At 51.6% G+C, this 15,908-nt stretch carries 10 protein-coding genes and 7 tRNA genes; 13 read left to right on the top strand and 4 right to left on the bottom strand.

Annotated features, from left to right (window positions below):
- Positions 1 to 31: 31 nt before the first annotated feature.
- From chiP to nagE, 3 genes are all read right to left on the bottom strand, one after another.
- Positions 32 to 1,438, bottom strand: a complete 1,407-nt coding sequence (chiP, locus tag OGX91_RS10265; RefSeq protein ID WP_005121406.1) for a chitoporin ChiP — start codon at positions 1,436 to 1,438, stop codon at positions 32 to 34.
- Positions 1,439 to 1,875: 437 nt separating this feature from the next.
- The gene (glnS, locus tag OGX91_RS10260) at positions 1,876 to 3,543 is read right to left on the bottom strand and encodes a glutamine--tRNA ligase (protein ID WP_286626158.1); all 1,668 of its coding nucleotides are present in this window, start codon (positions 3,541 to 3,543) and stop codon (positions 1,876 to 1,878) included.
- 187 nt (positions 3,544 to 3,730) lie between these two features.
- Positions 3,731 to 5,680 (bottom strand): PTS N-acetyl glucosamine transporter subunit IIABC, encoded by a 1,950-nt coding sequence (gene nagE, locus OGX91_RS10255; RefSeq protein WP_040232541.1) that lies wholly within the window; start codon positions 5,678 to 5,680, stop codon positions 3,731 to 3,733.
- Between the two features lie 350 nt (positions 5,681 to 6,030).
- Between nagE and nagB the strand changes: the two genes are divergently transcribed.
- The 12 genes from nagB (at position 6,031) to OGX91_RS10195 (ending at position 12,974) form a co-directional block, all read left to right on the top strand.
- A complete protein-coding gene (gene nagB / locus OGX91_RS10250) occupies positions 6,031 to 6,831 on the top strand; it encodes a glucosamine-6-phosphate deaminase (RefSeq protein ID WP_003022803.1) in 801 nt (266 codons plus the stop codon).
- Positions 6,832 to 6,891: 60 nt separating this feature from the next.
- The gene (gene nagA / locus OGX91_RS10245; protein ID WP_188231790.1) at positions 6,892 to 8,040 is read left to right on the top strand and encodes an N-acetylglucosamine-6-phosphate deacetylase; all 1,149 of its coding nucleotides are present in this window, start codon (positions 6,892 to 6,894) and stop codon (positions 8,038 to 8,040) included.
- Positions 8,041 to 8,048: 8 nt separating this feature from the next.
- Positions 8,049 to 9,269 carry a DNA-binding transcriptional regulator NagC gene (gene nagC / locus OGX91_RS10240; RefSeq protein WP_199947291.1) on the top strand — a complete coding sequence of 407 codons (1,221 nt, stop codon included), beginning with the start codon at positions 8,049 to 8,051 and terminating at the stop codon, positions 9,267 to 9,269.
- A gap of 57 nt (positions 9,270 to 9,326) precedes the next feature.
- Positions 9,327 to 10,079, top strand: a complete 753-nt coding sequence (gene nagD, locus OGX91_RS10235) for a ribonucleotide monophosphatase NagD (RefSeq protein ID WP_199947290.1) — start codon at positions 9,327 to 9,329, stop codon at positions 10,077 to 10,079.
- 301 nt (positions 10,080 to 10,380) lie between these two features.
- Entirely contained in the window at positions 10,381 to 12,045 is a 1,665-nt protein-coding gene (asnB, locus tag OGX91_RS10230) for an asparagine synthase B (RefSeq protein ID WP_003835552.1), read from the top strand.
- Between the two features lie 223 nt (positions 12,046 to 12,268).
- Positions 12,269 to 12,345, top strand: a tRNA-Met gene (locus OGX91_RS10225).
- 8 nt (positions 12,346 to 12,353) lie between these two features.
- Positions 12,354 to 12,438, top strand: a tRNA-Leu gene (locus OGX91_RS10220).
- 23 nt (positions 12,439 to 12,461) lie between these two features.
- Positions 12,462 to 12,536: transfer RNA gene (locus OGX91_RS10215), tRNA-Gln, on the top strand.
- 36 nt (positions 12,537 to 12,572) lie between these two features.
- Positions 12,573 to 12,647 (top strand) — tRNA-Gln (locus tag OGX91_RS10210).
- Positions 12,648 to 12,668: 21 nt separating this feature from the next.
- Positions 12,669 to 12,745: transfer RNA gene (locus OGX91_RS10205), tRNA-Met, on the top strand.
- Between the two features lie 43 nt (positions 12,746 to 12,788).
- Positions 12,789 to 12,863 (top strand) — tRNA-Gln (locus OGX91_RS10200).
- 36 nt (positions 12,864 to 12,899) lie between these two features.
- Positions 12,900 to 12,974 (top strand) — tRNA-Gln (locus OGX91_RS10195).
- A 120-nt stretch (positions 12,975 to 13,094) separates the two neighbouring features.
- On the opposite strand, the gene ubiF is transcribed toward OGX91_RS10195, so the two are convergent.
- Positions 13,095 to 14,270, bottom strand: a complete 1,176-nt coding sequence (ubiF, locus tag OGX91_RS10190; protein WP_155021547.1) for a 3-demethoxyubiquinol 3-hydroxylase — start codon at positions 14,268 to 14,270, stop codon at positions 13,095 to 13,097.
- A 145-nt stretch (positions 14,271 to 14,415) separates the two neighbouring features.
- Between ubiF and miaB the strand changes: the two genes are divergently transcribed.
- The gene (gene miaB / locus OGX91_RS10185) at positions 14,416 to 15,846 is read left to right on the top strand and encodes a tRNA (N6-isopentenyl adenosine(37)-C2)-methylthiotransferase MiaB (protein WP_005121416.1); all 1,431 of its coding nucleotides are present in this window, start codon (positions 14,416 to 14,418) and stop codon (positions 15,844 to 15,846) included.
- Positions 15,847 to 15,908 lie beyond the last annotated feature (62 nt).

Raw genomic sequence — 15,908 nt, 5'->3', positions numbered from 1 at the left:
ACGGCAGGCTTGCGGCCTGCCGCTGTCGGCATTAGAAGATGGTGAACGGCGCAATAACGATGAATTTCACGTCGCGCTCATCCTGGAAGATGTTGCCGTAACCACCGCCCCAGCTCGGAATATCTGAATGGTTGTCGTACTGGGTGAAGTGCAGTTTAAACATAGTGCCCTTCGCACGGCCGTCCTGCAGGGTATAGACCGCATCCAGGCTGTAAGACGACTCTTCGATAGTACGATTTTTGTCGTAGTACGCATCCGGGTTGAGCTGCCAGGTAGCCGGTTTAGCATCCCACGCGTAAACGTATGATGCCCCCACAGCCCAGCCAGGCAGGTTCCAGTTCTTCAGGTCATACATCGCGCCGAAGAACACGGCCTTTTCGCCGTTGGCGTTGAAGTCAGAGCGGTTATCCCACCAAACGTCCAGACGACCGTTTGAAGACGCATAGGTCGGGGTCATACGCTGCAGGAAGTAGCCCTGCTGCCCGTCAGCTTTAACCCAGGTCCCTTCCAGTCGCAGATCAACCACTTCCGCTACTTTATAACCGAAGGTCAGCGCCTGCAGCCAGGCCGTGCCGTCATAAATATCGTTCACGGTGCGATCGTCAACTTTGTCACGTGCGCCGTAGAATTGATAGCTGGTAGTAAACGGGTTACCGCCTAAATCGAATTTGTAGCTGGCTTTGGCGAAGTACTGATCGACGTAGCCTTCAGACTGACCAAATGCCGCTTCCAGCAACAGGTTATTTTTGAAGTCATATTTCGCGCCGATTGAATGCAGGTAATCAACGCTGGTCTTTTTATCAGCCTGATAGAATTTATCGACTTCGGTGTGCCACGGCGCTTTATATTCGTTAGCCCACATATAGGAGAAGCTCAGCGCACCCGCATCGCCATAATCGAAGTTGGCACCGGCTTCAGCACCCTGATAGGTACCAGGCATAAAGCTCCAGTGTGGTGCCAGCAGAGTTTGTCCGGTTGGCTGAATATAACCCGCGCGTGCCCAGGTTGGGCCAAATTTGAATTTGGCTGCCGCTTTATACAGGCTAATCCCGCTCTTATCGCCGGAGTAATCTTCGTCATAGCCTTTATTTTTTGAAGAGAATGCGATTTCGTTTGGATGGCCGCTTTCGCTACTTTCGTTCATTTCAATAGCAGTGAATGCTGCGATATCAATACCAAACATATCGGCCGCATAACCGGACTGGAAGTCGAGGTTAGCGTTCCAGGTGGAGTGAGAAAGGTTGGTTTTGTATTTGTCGTGATCGGTCACATCTTTACGGTCACGCTCACGCTGCCAGTAATAGATGCCGCCGGTTAAGGTCGAGTCATCAATAAAACCTTCGGCGTGAACCTGGGGAGCGACAACAAAACCCGACATTGCTGTGATACCGGCGATAGCCAGCGCCAGCGTACTACGTTTGCCACTAAACGTACGCATATGTTAATCCTCTTTGACGTATAAAATGCTGCCGATAAAAGCGGACAGCGAAAAAGCAAAAATTAAAAAAAGTAGCGCTGAGAAAACCTCATTGACTACAATGAATAGACTATTTTTCGCGACGCGAATTATCAATCTCTTTCTGTAACGAGTATGTAATAGTATGAGCAACCGCACATATTTGATTGCTTTCTGTTACATTTTCATCGACAGATAAAAAAGCGTTGAAAAATTGAAAAAATTGCTTGTTTTCCATGAGGATGAAATCGGTTTCAGCCTATTTCATATTGAGGTAGGTTATTTAAACGTAAAAATATTCAGCCATTCCATTATTACAGACATGTAATTAATTCGCTCCGCAAACGGAGCCTGGCGTACGGTTTTTTTGCGAAAAAAACGCCGCATGAATGCGGCGTTTAGACTGGATGCGTAGCGACTTATTCGCCGACTTTAGCCCACGTGTCGCGCAGACCAACGGTGCGGTTAAACACCAGCTTGTCTGCTGTTGCATAGCGGCTGTCGAGGCAGAAGTACCCTTCACGCTCGAACTGGAACGCTTTGCCTGCAACCGCAGCCTGCAGCGACGGCTCACCGTAACCGTGCTTAATCACCAGCGACTCTGGGTTAATGACGGACAGGAAGTCTTCCGCCGCGCCAGGGTTTGGTACGCTAAACAGGCGATCGTAAAGACGGATTTCAATCGGCAGCGCATGGGACGCGCTCACCCAGTGAATAACGCCTTTAACTTTACGACCATCGGCCGGATCTTTGCTCAGGGTATCGGCATCATAGGTGCAGAAAATGGTGGTGATATTCCCTTGTGCATCTTTCTCGACACGTTCAGCTTTGATCACGTAAGCATTACGCAGACGCACTTCTTTGCCCATCACCAGACGCTTGTACTGCTTGTTCGCTTCTTCGCGGAAGTCTGCCCTGTCGATCCAGATTTCACCGCTAAACGGCACTTCACGGCTGCCCATTTCCGGTTTGTTCGGATGGTTAGGCATGGTGACCAGCTCGCTTTCGCCCTGCGGGTAGTTTTCGATAATCAGTTTCACCGGATCGATAACTGCCATCGCGCGCGGGGCGTTTTCGTTCAGATCTTCACGGATGCAGGATTCCAGAGAAGCGATCTCAATGGTGTTGTCCTGCTTGGTCACGCCAATACGTTTGCAGAACTCACGAATTGCAGCAGCCGTGTAACCGCGACGGCGCAGACCCGAGATAGTCGGCATGCGCGGATCGTCCCAGCCTTCAACGTGCTTGTCGGTTACCAGCAGGTTCAGCTTACGCTTGGACATCACGGTGTATTCCAGATTCAGGCGCGAGAACTCGTACTGGCGCGGGTGAACCGGAATGGTGATGTTGTCCAGCACCCAGTCATACAGACGACGGTTATCCTGGAACTCCAGCGTACACAGGGAATGCGTGATGCCTTCCAGCGCATCGCTGATGCAGTGGGTAAAGTCGTACATCGGGTAGATGCACCACTTGTTGCCGGTCTGGTGGTGTTCAGCGAACTTAATACGGTACAGCACCGGATCGCGCATCACGATAAACGGCGAAGCCATATCGATTTTCGCACGCAGGCAGGCTTTACCTTCTTCAAAACCACCGGTACGCATTTTTTCAAACAGCGCAAGGTTTTCTTCAACGCTACGATCGCGGAACGGGCTGTTTTTACCCGGCTGAGTCAGCGTACCACGGTATTCGCGGATTTCGTCCGCTGACAGTTCGTCAACGTACGCCAGGCCTTTATTAATAAGCTCTACCGCATAGGCGTGAAGCTGATCGAAGTAATCCGAAGAGTAGCGAATGTCGCCAGTCCAGTGGAAACCTAACCATTCAACGTCGTTTTTAATCGACTCAACGTACTCGATATCTTCTTTAACCGGGTTCGTATCATCAAAACGCAGGTTGCACTGGCCCTGGTAATCTTGCGCAATGCCAAAGTTCAGACAAATGGATTTCGCGTGGCCAATGTGCAGATAGCCATTTGGCTCCGGCGGAAAACGTGTATGGATAGTGGTGTGCTTACCACTGGCCAGATCTTCATCGATGATCTGACGAATAAAGTTACTCGGGCGGGCTTCAGCCTCACTCATCGTGGATTCCTCAAAGCGTAAACAACGTATAACGGAACATGATCTTATAAGCGACGTCAGGAGACAACTATTAGTTGCACAAAAAAGGTGTTTCAACAGGATATATGAGGGCATTTGCTGCAAAAAAAAGCGGCGGAGGACTATCCCCCGCCGCTTAAGGCACTTAACTCACTTTACTCAGGAGCAGTTATTTACCTTTAATCTCGTACAGTGGTGTTTGACCGGCAACCACATGACCTTCGGCTTTAACAACCAGACCACCGAAATCATCGCTATTGCTGCAAACAACCGGACTAATCATGGAACGTGCGTTGGCGTTCAGGTATTCCAGATCCATTTCCAGAATCGGCTGACCTGCTGCAACAACCGCACCTTCTTCAACCAGACGTTTAAAGCCTTTACCTTCCAGCGCCACGGTATCGATACCCATATGGACCACGATTTCCGCGCCTTTTTCCGTTTCCAGACAGAACGCATGGTTGGTGTTGAAGATTTTCACAATAGTACCCGCTGCCGGAGAAACCACGATTTTATCCGTTGGTTTTACCGCCACGCCGTCACCTACAGCTTTGCTGGCGAATGCTTCATCAGGCACCTGCTCCAGTGCAACCACATCACCGGTAATCGGAGAAACCAGCGCTTCAATGGTGGCTGCATTCGCTACCGCCTGCGGTTTTGCAACCGGGGCAGCCGCTGTCGGGGCTTTGTCAGTAGACGCTGCCGCAACCGGGCCGCGTGCGACAACTTTCTTCATTTCGTCGCCGATAGATTCAGCTTTCGCACCCACGATGACCTGAATAGTTTGTTTGTTCAGCTTAACCACACCCGACGCGCCTAAGCGTTTGCACATCGCATCATTGACGCGGGCAGAATCGCCAACGGTCAAACGCAGACGGGTGATACAGGCATCAATCGCTTTCAGGTTATCCGTACCGCCAACCGCTGCAATGTAGTTGGTTGCCAGTTGAGCTAAACCTTCTTCGGTATTGCTGTTCGCTTCGTCAGTAACAATCTCGTCTTCTTTATCTTCGCGGCCCGGCGTTTTCAGGTTAAACATACGAATAACCGCGCTGAACAGGATGAAGTAGATAACGAAGAACACCAGACCCATGGCGACCAGCATCCAGACGTTCTTACTTGCAGCCGGCAGGTTGTACATCAACACGTAGTCGATAGCACCTGCGGAGAAGGAGAAGCCCGCATGGATCCCCAACAGCGTCGCAACGAACAGACTGATACCCGTCAGAACGGCGTGCAGGAGGTACAGCAACGGAGCCAGGAACATAAACAGGAATTCCAGCGGCTCGGTAACACCGGTCAGGAATGCGGTGATAGCAACGGACAGCAGCATGCCGCCGACCATCGGACGACGCGCTTTCGGCGCGGCGAAGTACATCGCCAGTGCCGCACCCGGCAGACCAAACATCATGATCGGGAAGAAGCCAGACATGAACATACCCGCAGTGCCGTCACCCGCGTAGAAGCGGTTAATATCACCGTGGAATACGGTACCTGCAGCGTTAGTGAATTCGCCAATCTGGAACCAGGCGATAGTGTTCAGCACCTGATGCAGACCGGTTGGGATCAGCAGACGGTTGATGAAGCCAAAAATACCAGAGCCCAGCGCGCCAGCGCCCACGATCCACTCACCACCCGCATGGATGGCGTTCTGCACCGGCGGCCACACGTAGCCGAAGATAGCAGCCAGTATCAAACAGAAGAAGCCCGTGGCGATGGGTACAAAACGTTTGCCGCCGAAGAAGCTCAGGAAATCAGGCAGTTTGATGCCAGACCAACGGTTATACACGGCACCGCCGACCAGACCGGTGATGATACCCGCCAGCACGCCCATGTTGATTGCCGGGTTAATGGTAACCATTGCTTTGGTCAATATGAAATAACCAACCGCACCCGCCAGCGCTGCCGCACCCGCGCTGTCTTTAGACCAGCTGGAAGCCACACCGATAGCAAAAATTAACGCGAGGTTATCAAAGATAGCCCCACCCGCTTGCGCGATGAAGGGTACATTCAGTAAATCTGGTTGGCCAAATCGCAGCAACAGTGCCGCGACTGGCAGCACCGCGATGGGGAGCTGTAACGCCCTACCCAGCCGCTGGAAAAAACCTAAAATATTCATTTTATTCCCCCTACGAGACCCCGATTAGGCTCCTTTGAAGCCATATTTTTATTGTGCGACCATTCCTGACTGCAACAGCAAGAGATTTTGGAACAACAACATTAACCATTCATCTACATTCAGAGTGTGTGAAAAATTAATTCGTATCGCAAATTAAAAGCGTGTTTTTTGTGATTACAATCACCAAATATCGTTATTAACCCTCCCTTGCACTGGCTAACTACGAAAACTTATTTTATCATTCAAAAAATCGAAACGGATTGATCCTTACCGATGCAAAACCAGGTTACGCTTAATACTGCACAGAGACTCAATCCGCCAACTGCTTACATTTACTTTTGAGGTGAAGAATGAGACTGATCCCCCTGAATACCGCTGAACAAGTCGGCAAATGGGCTGCTCGCCATATCGTTAACCGTATTAACGCGTTCAAACCAACGGCAGATCGTCCGTTCGTTCTGGGCCTGCCGACTGGCGGCACTCCGCTGACTGCCTATAAAGCATTAGTCGAAATGCACAAAGCGGGCCAGGTGAGCTTCAAACATGTTGTCACTTTCAACATGGACGAATATGTTGGTCTGCCGAAAGAGCATCCGGAAAGCTATCACAGCTTTATGCACCGTAACTTCTTTGATCATGTTGATATTCCAGCAGAAAACATCAACCTGCTCAATGGTAACGCGCCGGATATTGATGCAGAATGCCGTCAGTATGAAGAGAAAATCCGTTCTTACGGTAAAATCCATCTGTTTATGGGCGGCGTTGGTAACGATGGACACATTGCGTTCAACGAACCCGCTTCTTCTTTAGCTTCCCGTACTCGTATCAAAACGCTGACCCACGACACCCGCGTAGCAAACTCACGCTTCTTTGACGGCGACGTAAGCCAGGTGCCTAAATATGCACTGACCGTAGGCGTGGGCACCCTGTTGGATGCTGAAGAAGTAATGATCCTGGTGCTGGGTCACCAGAAAGCCCAGGCGCTGCAGGCGGCTGTTGAAGGTAACGTTAACCACATGTGGACTATCAGCTGTCTGCAACTGCATCCGAAAGCGGTTGTGGTCTGCGATGAGCCTTCCACTATGGAACTGAAAGTGAAGACGCTGAAATACTTTAACGAGTTAGAAGCGGAAAATATTAAAGGTCTGTAATGATGTCTCCGCCCAGCCGAAAACGTGCAGGGCGGCATTTTTTTGAAATCGGGGGTCGGAATGTATGCTTTAACCCAGGGCCGGATTTTTACCGGTCACGAAATTCTTGATGACCATGCGATTGTTGTCGCCAATGGCCTAATCGATAGCGTTTGCCCACTGTCTGAATTGCCGTCAGGGATTGAACAGCGCTCGCTGAATGGGGCCATTGTCTCCCCCGGTTTTATTGATGTGCAGTTAAACGGCTGTGGCGGTGTACAGTTTAACGATACGGCTGAGGCCGTTACCGTTGAGACGCTGGAAATCATGCAGAAAGCCAATGAAAAATCGGGCTGCACCAACTATCTGCCAACGCTAATCACCACCAGCGATGACCTGATGAAGCAGGGCGTTCGCGTTATGCGTGAATACCTCGCTAAGCATCCAAATCAGGCATTAGGGCTACATCTTGAAGGTCCGTGGCTGAATCTGGTGAAAAAAGGTACGCATAATCCAGGCTTTGTCCGCCAGCCAGACGCTGCGCTGGTCAATTTCCTGTGCGATAATGCGGATGTAATCACCAAAGTGACGCTGGCGCCTGAAATGGTTCCTGTCGAAGTGATCACCCAACTGGTGAATGCAGGTATCGTGGTGTCTGCGGGCCACTCTAACGCGACGCTGAAGGAAGCAAAAATCGGTTTCCGTGCAGGCATTTCCTTTGCAACACATCTGTTCAACGCGATGCCTTATATTACCGGTCGCGAACCAGGTCTGGCAGGCGCGATTCTGGATGAGGCCGATATTTATTGCGGTATCATCGCCGATGGCATGCATGTTGACTATGCCAACATCCGCAATGCCAAACGCCTGAAAGGCGACAAGCTGTGCCTGGTCACCGACGCGACCGCGCCGGCGGGGGCAAACATTGAGCAGTTCATTTTCGCTGGTAAAACAATATACTACCGCAATGGACTGTGTGTTGATGAGAACGGCACGCTGAGCGGTTCATCATTAACCATGATCGAAGGTGTACGTAATCTGGTTGAACATTGCGGTATCGCACTGGACGAAGTCCTGCGTATGGCAACGCTCTACCCTGCTCGCGCCATTGGCGTCGACAAACAACTCGGCAGTATCGCGCCAGGCAAAGTAGCCAACCTGACCGCGTTCACGCACGACTTTAAAATTATCAAGACCATCGTTAATGGCAACGAGGTCGTTACTGAGTAAGAGAAAGAATGACACCAGGCGGACAAGCTCAAATAGGTAATGTTGATCTCGTAAAACAGCTTAACAGCGCGGCAGTTTATCGCCTGATTGACCAGCATGGGCCAATCTCGCGAATTCAAATTGCCGAACAAAGCCAGCTTGCCCCCGCCAGCGTAACCAAAATTACGCGTCAGTTGATTGAACGCGGGCTGATCAAAGAAGTCGATCAGCAGGCCTCCACCGGGGGCCGCCGCGCTATCTCTATCGTCACCGAAACCCGTAATTTCCACGCCATTGGCGTACGCCTGGGTCGCCACGACACGACGCTGACGCTCTATGATATGAGCAGTAAAGTGGTCGCCGAAGAGCATTACCCTCTCCCGGAGCGCACCCAGGAAACGCTGGAATATGCGCTGCTCAACACGATTGCCACCTTTATTGAGAGCTGCCAGCGGAAAATCCGCGAGCTGATTGCGATTTCCGTCATCCTGCCTGGCCTGGTCGATCCTGAAAGCGGCGTTATCCGCTATATGCCACACATTCAGGTTGAAAACTGGGGTCTGGTCGAAGCACTTGAAAAACGCTTTAAGGTCACCTGCTTTGTTGGTCATGATATTCGCAGCCTGGCGCTGGCCGAGCACTATTTCGGGGCAAGTCAGGATTGCGAAGACTCCATTTTGGTGCGTGTTCACCGCGGAACCGGCGCGGGAATTATTTCCAATGGCCGCATTTTTATCGGCCGCAATGGCAACGTGGGTGAGATTGGTCATATTCAGGTAGAACCGCTGGGTGAGCGCTGTCACTGCGGTAATTTCGGCTGTCTGGAAACCATTGCGGCCAATGTCTCTATCGAACACCGCGTACAAAACTTGCTAAAACAGGGCTATCCAAGCCGGCTCACGCTGGATGACTGCAGTATCAAAGCCATCTGTAAGGCAGCGAATAAGGGCGATAATCTGGCAGCAGAAGTCATCGAGCACGTTGGTCGCCATCTGGGTAAAACCATTGCTATCGCCATCAACCTGTTTAATCCGCAAAAAATCGTCATTGCGGGCGAAATTACCGAGGCGGATAAAGTGCTGCTGCCTGCCATAGAAAGCTGTATCAACACCCAGGCGTTGAAGGCGTTTCGCCACAATTTACCTGTGGTTCGTTCCACGCTGGATCATCGTTCCGCCATTGGCGCCTTTGCGCTGGTGAAGCGCGCGATGCTCAACGGGACTTTGCTGCAACGTTTGCTGGAAAGCTAATGCTCTCATATAGTAGTGGATTGCTATCAGACTCATAACGAATTTCCTGGGTAGTTCATGACCATTAAGAATGTAATTTGTGATATCGACGGCGTGCTAATGCACGACAATGTTGCCGTACCGGGTGCGGCAGAATTTTTGACAGGCGTGCTGGAAAAAGGATTGCCGTTAGTCCTGCTGACTAACTACCCTTCGCAAACCGGGCAAGATCTGGCCAACCGCTTCGCCACTGCGGGTGTGAATGTCCCTGATAGCGTCTTTTATACTTCAGCCATGGCTACCGCTGATTTTCTTCGTCGCCAGGAAGGTAAAAAGGCCTACGTGGTAGGTGAAGGGGCGTTAATTCACGAACTGTATAAAGCCGGATTTACCATTACCGACGTGAACCCGGATTTTGTGATTGTTGGCGAAACGCGTTCCTATAACTGGGACATGATGCATAAAGCAGCCTATTTTGTGGCTAACGGCGCGCGTTTCATCGCCACAAATCCGGATACGCACGGTCGCGGCTTTTATCCTGCCTGCGGCGCGCTGTGCGCCGGTATCGAAAAAATCTCTGGCCGTAAGCCGTTTTATGTGGGGAAACCCAGCCCGTGGATTATTCGCGCAGCGCTCAACAAAATGCAGGCACACTCGGAAGAGACGGTTATCGTTGGCGACAACCTGCGTACCGATATTCTGGCGGGCTTCCAGGCGGGTCTGGAAACTATCCTGGTACTGTCTGGCGTATCCAAGCTTGACGATATTGACAACATGCCATTCAGACCAAGCTGGATCTACCCCTCCGTTGCAGAGATTGATGTGATTTAATCCCCAGGCCGGATAAGACGCACTCGCGTCACCATCCGGCAATTCTACAGCGTTATTGCCGGATGGCGGCCTAAACGCCTTATCCAGCCTACAGAATCTTATCCATTCAATAAAATCACCATTTTATTGCTGATTCATCAATAACAATGTTCATTACATAATCTTTTTTCACCAATCCACAATGACCATTGCATTTTTTATTTTCTGACCCGCAATTCGCTTGCGCCCTCTCCCGCTTTGCGGCATTTTCTTTATCAAGCAAACATAAAAAGCATCACGCAACAGGTTAACGGAGAAGGTTATGTGTTCTATTTTTGGCGTATTCGATATTAAAACAGACGCAGTTGAACTGCGTAAAAAGGCTCTGGAATTGTCCCGTCTGATGCGCCATCGCGGCCCGGACTGGTCGGGTATTTACGCCAGTGATAACGCCATTCTGGCACACGAACGTCTGTCCATCGTCGACGTCAACGCCGGTGCTCAGCCGCTGTACAACGTGAAGAAAACGCATATCCTGGCGGTTAACGGTGAAATTTATAACCACCAGGCGCTGCGCGCTGAATACGGCGATCGCTATCAGTTCCAGACCGGTTCCGACTGTGAAGTTATCCTCGCGCTGTATCAGGAAAAAGGCCCAGAGTTCCTGGATGACCTGCAAGGCATGTTCGCTTTTGCCCTGTACGACAGCGAGCAGGACGCTTATCTGATCGGCCGCGACCATATCGGGATCATCCCGCTGTATATGGGTTACGACGAGCACGGTAACTTCTACGTCGCGTCTGAAATGAAAGCGCTGGTTCCTGTATGCCGCACGATCAAAGAATTCCCGGCCGGTAGCTATTTGTGGAGTAAAGACGGCGAAATTCGTCAGTACTACCAGCGCGACTGGTTTGAATACGATGCGGTAAAAGACAACGTTACCGATAAAAACGAGCTGCGTCAGGCGCTGGAAGATGCGGTGAAAAGCCACCTGATGTCAGATGTTCCTTACGGTGTATTGCTGTCCGGCGGTCTGGATTCTTCGGTCATTTCCGCAATCACCAAAAAATACGCCGCGCGTCGTGTTGAAGATCAGGAACGTAGCGAAGCCTGGTGGCCGCAACTGCACTCTTTCGCAGTTGGCCTCGAAGGCGCACCGGATCTGAAAGCCGCACAAGAAGTGGCAAACCATTTGGGTACCGTGCACCACGAGATCCACTTCACCGTTCAGGAAGGTCTGGATGCTATCCGCGACGTGATTTATCACATCGAAACTTACGATGTCACAACCATTCGCGCCTCGACGCCAATGTACTTAATGTCGCGCAAAATTAAAGCGATGGGCATTAAAATGGTGCTGTCTGGCGAAGGTTCGGACGAAGTGTTTGGCGGCTATCTTTATTTCCACAAAGCGCCAGATGCAAAAGAGCTGCATGAAGAGACCGTGCGCAAGCTACAGGCGCTGCATATGTTCGACTGCGCTCGCGCCAACAAAGCCATGTCAGCCTGGGGCGTGGAGGCTCGCGTGCCCTTCCTGGATAAGAAATTCCTTGATGTGGCAATGCGCATCAACCCGCAGGATAAAATGTGTGGCAACGGCAAAATGGAAAAACATGTTCTGCGCGAATGTTTTGAATCCTACCTGCCAGCGAGCGTCGCATGGCGTCAGAAAGAGCAGTTCTCTGACGGTGTCGGTTACAGCTGGATTGACACGCTGAAAGAAGTCGCTGCTGAACAAGTTTCTGACCAACAACTGGAAACCGCCAGCTTCCGTTTCCCGTACAACACGCCATCATCTAAAGAAGCGTATTTGTATCGCGAAATTTTCGAAGAGTTGTTCCCGGTTGCCAGCGCGGCGGAATGTGTTCCAGGTGGCCCTTCTGTTGCCTGCTCTTCAGCAAAAGCCATTGAATGGGATGAAGCGTTCAAAACCATGAACGATCCATCTGGTCGTGCGGTTGGCGTACACCAGTCCGCTTATAAATAAGTTAATCCTTAGAAAAGGGCCCTGCGGGGCTCTTTTTTATGTCCGTTTTCTGTGCAAAAAAACAATTAATAACTAATAATTGCCGAATATTGCGTCATGCTGTTCGCAACCTAACCAAACAGTCACATTCCAGCTATTTTCAATGAAAAAGGGGTTGACGCTTCAAGGCTCAATACGCATAATGCGCCCCGCAACGCCGATAAGGTTACGCGAAAAAAAAGATGGCTACGTAGCTCAGCTGGTTAGAGCACATCACTCATAATGATGGGGTCACAGGTTCGAATCCCGTCGTAGCCACCATCTTTTTTGCGGGAGTGGCGAAATTGGTAGACGCACCAGATTTAGGTTCTGGCGCCGCAAGGTGTGCGAGTTCAAGTCTCGCCTCCCGCACCATTCACCCGTAAGCGTTGCACGGATGGGGTATCGCCAAGCGGTAAGGCACCGGTTTTTGATACCGGCATTCCCTGGTTCGAATCCAGGTACCCCAGCCACTTTTCTTCGATATAGCGGTTCACCGCGACGGTCATTGGGGTATCGCCAAGCGGTAAGGCACCGGTTTTTGATACCGGCATTCCCTGGTTCGAATCCAGGTACCCCAGCCATCGAAGAATATGATAGTATCAGGCTACGTAGCTCAGTTGGTTAGAGCACATCACTCATAATGATGGGGTCACAGGTTCGAATCCCGTCGTAGCCACCATATTAAGGACGTATCGACTCGTTCGGTAAATCCAAAAAATTGTTGGGGTATCGCCAAGCGGTAAGGCTCTGGTTTCTGATACCAGCATTCCGAGGTTCGAATCCTCGTACCCCAGCCAATTTCAAAAAGTCGTCCACTCTGTGGGTGCACCCGTTGGGGTATCGCCAAGCGGTAAGGCTCTGGTTTCTGATACCAGCATTCCGAGGTTCGAATCCTCGTACCCCAGCCATATTAAAAAAGCTCGCTTCGGCGAGCTTTTTGCTTTTCTAACACCGGGAGACGGCAAGCTTTACCCGGCCTACATGACTTGCAGGCCTGATAAGCGTCACGCCATCAGGCCCCACCCGGGCTACAACCCTAACGCATACTTCAGCGCCTGACGCTTCAGCACACCGGCGCGCTCCGCGGCCATAAGTCCTAAGTTACGTATGATGCGCAGCGGTTGCAGATTATTACTGAACCCGGCGTAGAACAAATCCATGCCACTCTGCATGATGAAATTGTCAGTCATACGACGATTCTGATAACGCTTCAGCACTGGTTGACTGATCCAGGACTCACCGTAGCTGCGGGCATTCACCAGCACGTCAATCAGCGCATCCACATCGCGAAATCCCAGATTTACGCCCTGCCCCGCCAATGGATGAATGGTATGTGCGGCATCACCGACCAGCGCCAGCCCCGGCTGGACATACTGCAACGCATGACGACGTGTAAGCGGAAATGCGCCTGCAGCCACAGGCAGCACGTTACCCAGTCGCGATGGGAAATGTTTGGCGATCTCCATCTGTAGTTGGGGCATGTTCAGACCTTGCAGCTGGCGGATGCGTGCCGGTGAGTCGTACCACACCAGCGAGGCCCAGTTATCGAACAGCGGTAAAAACGCGCGCGGACCGTCAGGAGTAAACTGCTGCCAGGTGCTGTCTCCGGGTGCGTTTTCACACTGGACAGTTATCAACATACAAGATTGCGCGTATTGCCAGGCATGGATGCCAATCCCGGCCATTTTGCGTACCTGAGAGTTGGCACCATCAGCACCGATCACCAGCTTCGCATTGATTTTTTCACCACCAGCCAGCTCAAGCTCATGCCGGTCATTATGTCGATGTAAAGAAATCAGCGAGGTGGGCACGCGCAACGTCACTTTAGGGTGAACTTCCAGAGCCTGCCAGAGCGCCTGTTGCAGGACCGTGTTCTCCACCATATAGCCCAACAGAGGCAGCTTAAGCTCGGTGGCATCAAACATCACATGGGCATTTTCCCATTCCCACGTCTCCAGCCGACGATAAGGATGGCTGCGCATCCCCTGCACCGTATCCCAGACGCCCAGCCCTTTAAGCAGCGATACCGAGGCGGAACTGATGGCCGAAATTCTGACATCCGGCTGTCCGTCAGCCACAAACGGCGCGGGCACGGCATGCTCGATAACCGTTACCGTAAATCCGTGCTGCGCCAGTCCCAGCGCCAGCGCGCCGCCGACCATCCCCCCGCCGACAATGGCAATTTCCGTTGGTTGATTTGTCATGGTCAATCATCCTGTTACATGTATTGTGTAAGTTTACAGGATTTTTTACCCCTTGAGGCTGACATCCGTCATACTGGTCACAACCGCGCCAAAGCAGTACACTATGCGCCCTGCATTTCAGCCACAATTTCGCAAGAGCAAGTCGATGACCAAAAAACTCCATATTAAAACCTGGGGCTGTCAGATGAACGAATACGATTCATCGAAGATGGCCGATCTGCTGGATGCCACTCACGGGTATCAACTGACCGACGTGGCGGAAGAAGCGGATGTGCTGCTGCTGAATACCTGCTCAATCCGCGAGAAGGCTCAGGAAAAAGTCTTCCATCAATTAGGTCGCTGGAAGCTGCTAAAAGAGAAGAATCCCAAGCTCATCATTGGTGTTGGTGGCTGCGTGGCATCTCAGGAAGGCGACCATATTCGCCAGCGCGCGCATTACGTCGATATTATTTTTGGGCCGCAAACCCTGCACCGTCTGCCGGAAATGATCAATAAAGTGCGTGGAAGCACCACCCGTAGCCCGGTAGTTGATATCAGTTTCCCGGAGATCGAAAAATTCGACCGCCTGCCAGAACCGCGTGCTGAAGGGCCAAGTGCGTTTGTGTCCATCATGGAAGGCTGCAATAAATATTGTACTTACTGCGTGGTGCCATACACCCGTGGTGAAGAAGTCAGCCGTCCGGCGGATGATATCCTGTTTGAAATCGCCCAGCTTGCGGCACAGGGTGTGCGTGAAGTGAACCTGTTGGGGCAAAACGTCAACGCCTGGCGCGGTGAAAACTACGACGGCACCACCGGCTCGTTCGCCGATCTACTCCGTCTGGTCGCTGCAATCGATGGCATTGACCGTATCCGCTTTACCACCAGCCATCCGATCGAATTCACCGACGATATCGTTGAAGTCTACCGTGATACGCCAGAGCTGGTGAGCTTCCTGCACCTGCCGGTACAGAGCGGTTCGGATCGTGTACTGAACCTGATGGGTCGTACTCATACCGCGCTGGAATACAAAGCAATCATCCGTAAACTGCGCGCAGCGCGTCCGGATATCCAGATTAGCTCCGACTTCATCGTCGGCTTCCCGGGTGAAACCACCCAGGACTTCGAGCAGACCATGAAGCTGATCGCTGATGTCAATTTCGACATGAGTTACAGCTTTATCTTCTCTGCGCGGCCTGGCACTCCTGCCGCCGATATGGTTGATGACGTACCGGAAGAAGAGAAAAAACAGCGCCTGTATATTCTGCAGGAACGTATTAACCAGCAAGCCATGGCCTGGAGCCGTCGTATGGTCGGTACGACCCAACGCATTCTGGTCGAAGGTACGTCACGGAAAAGTGTGATGGAACTGTCAGGGCGTACCGAAAATAACCGCGTGGTGAACTTTGAAGGTACCCCGGATATGGTCGGTAAGTTTGTTGATGTTGAAATTACCGATGTCTGGACGAACTCCCTGCGCGGCAAAGTGGTGCGTACCGAAGACGAAATGGGTCTGCGCATCGCAGAATCCCCTGAGTCGGTCATTGCGCGTACCCGCAAAGAAAACGATCTGGGCGTCGGTACTTACCAGCCTTAATCTTCAATGCCCGATGGCGCAGCGCTTATCGGGCCTACACTTCTGGGCTCGCTGCCCCGGCG

Source organism: Citrobacter sp. Cpa228 (assembly GCF_030333085.1).
GTDB lineage: Bacteria > Pseudomonadota > Gammaproteobacteria > Enterobacterales > Enterobacteriaceae > Citrobacter > Citrobacter pasteurii.
This window is presented reverse-complemented; position numbering and strand designations above follow the sequence as displayed.

Excerpts from the sequence above, each read along its gene's own strand:
- nagC (WP_199947291.1), top strand. The coding sequence starts at position 8,049 with ATGACACCAGGCGGACAAGCTCAAATAGGTAATGTTGATCTCGTAAAA.
- glnS (WP_286626158.1), bottom strand. The coding sequence starts at position 3,543 with ATGAGTGAGGCTGAAGCCCGCCCGAGTAACTTTATTCGTCAGATCATC.
- nagE (WP_040232541.1), bottom strand. The coding sequence starts at position 5,680 with ATGAATATTTTAGGTTTTTTCCAGCGGCTGGGTAGGGCGTTACAGCTC.
- nagA (WP_188231790.1), top strand. The coding sequence starts at position 6,892 with ATGTATGCTTTAACCCAGGGCCGGATTTTTACCGGTCACGAAATTCTT.
- nagB (WP_003022803.1), top strand. The coding sequence starts at position 6,031 with ATGAGACTGATCCCCCTGAATACCGCTGAACAAGTCGGCAAATGGGCT.
- chiP (WP_005121406.1), bottom strand. The coding sequence starts at position 1,438 with ATGCGTACGTTTAGTGGCAAACGTAGTACGCTGGCGCTGGCTATCGCC.
- nagD (WP_199947290.1), top strand. The coding sequence starts at position 9,327 with ATGACCATTAAGAATGTAATTTGTGATATCGACGGCGTGCTAATGCAC.
- asnB (WP_003835552.1), top strand. The coding sequence starts at position 10,381 with ATGTGTTCTATTTTTGGCGTATTCGATATTAAAACAGACGCAGTTGAA.
- ubiF (WP_155021547.1), bottom strand. The coding sequence starts at position 14,270 with ATGACAAATCAACCAACGGAAATTGCCATTGTCGGCGGGGGGATGGTC.
- miaB (WP_005121416.1), top strand. The coding sequence starts at position 14,416 with ATGACCAAAAAACTCCATATTAAAACCTGGGGCTGTCAGATGAACGAA.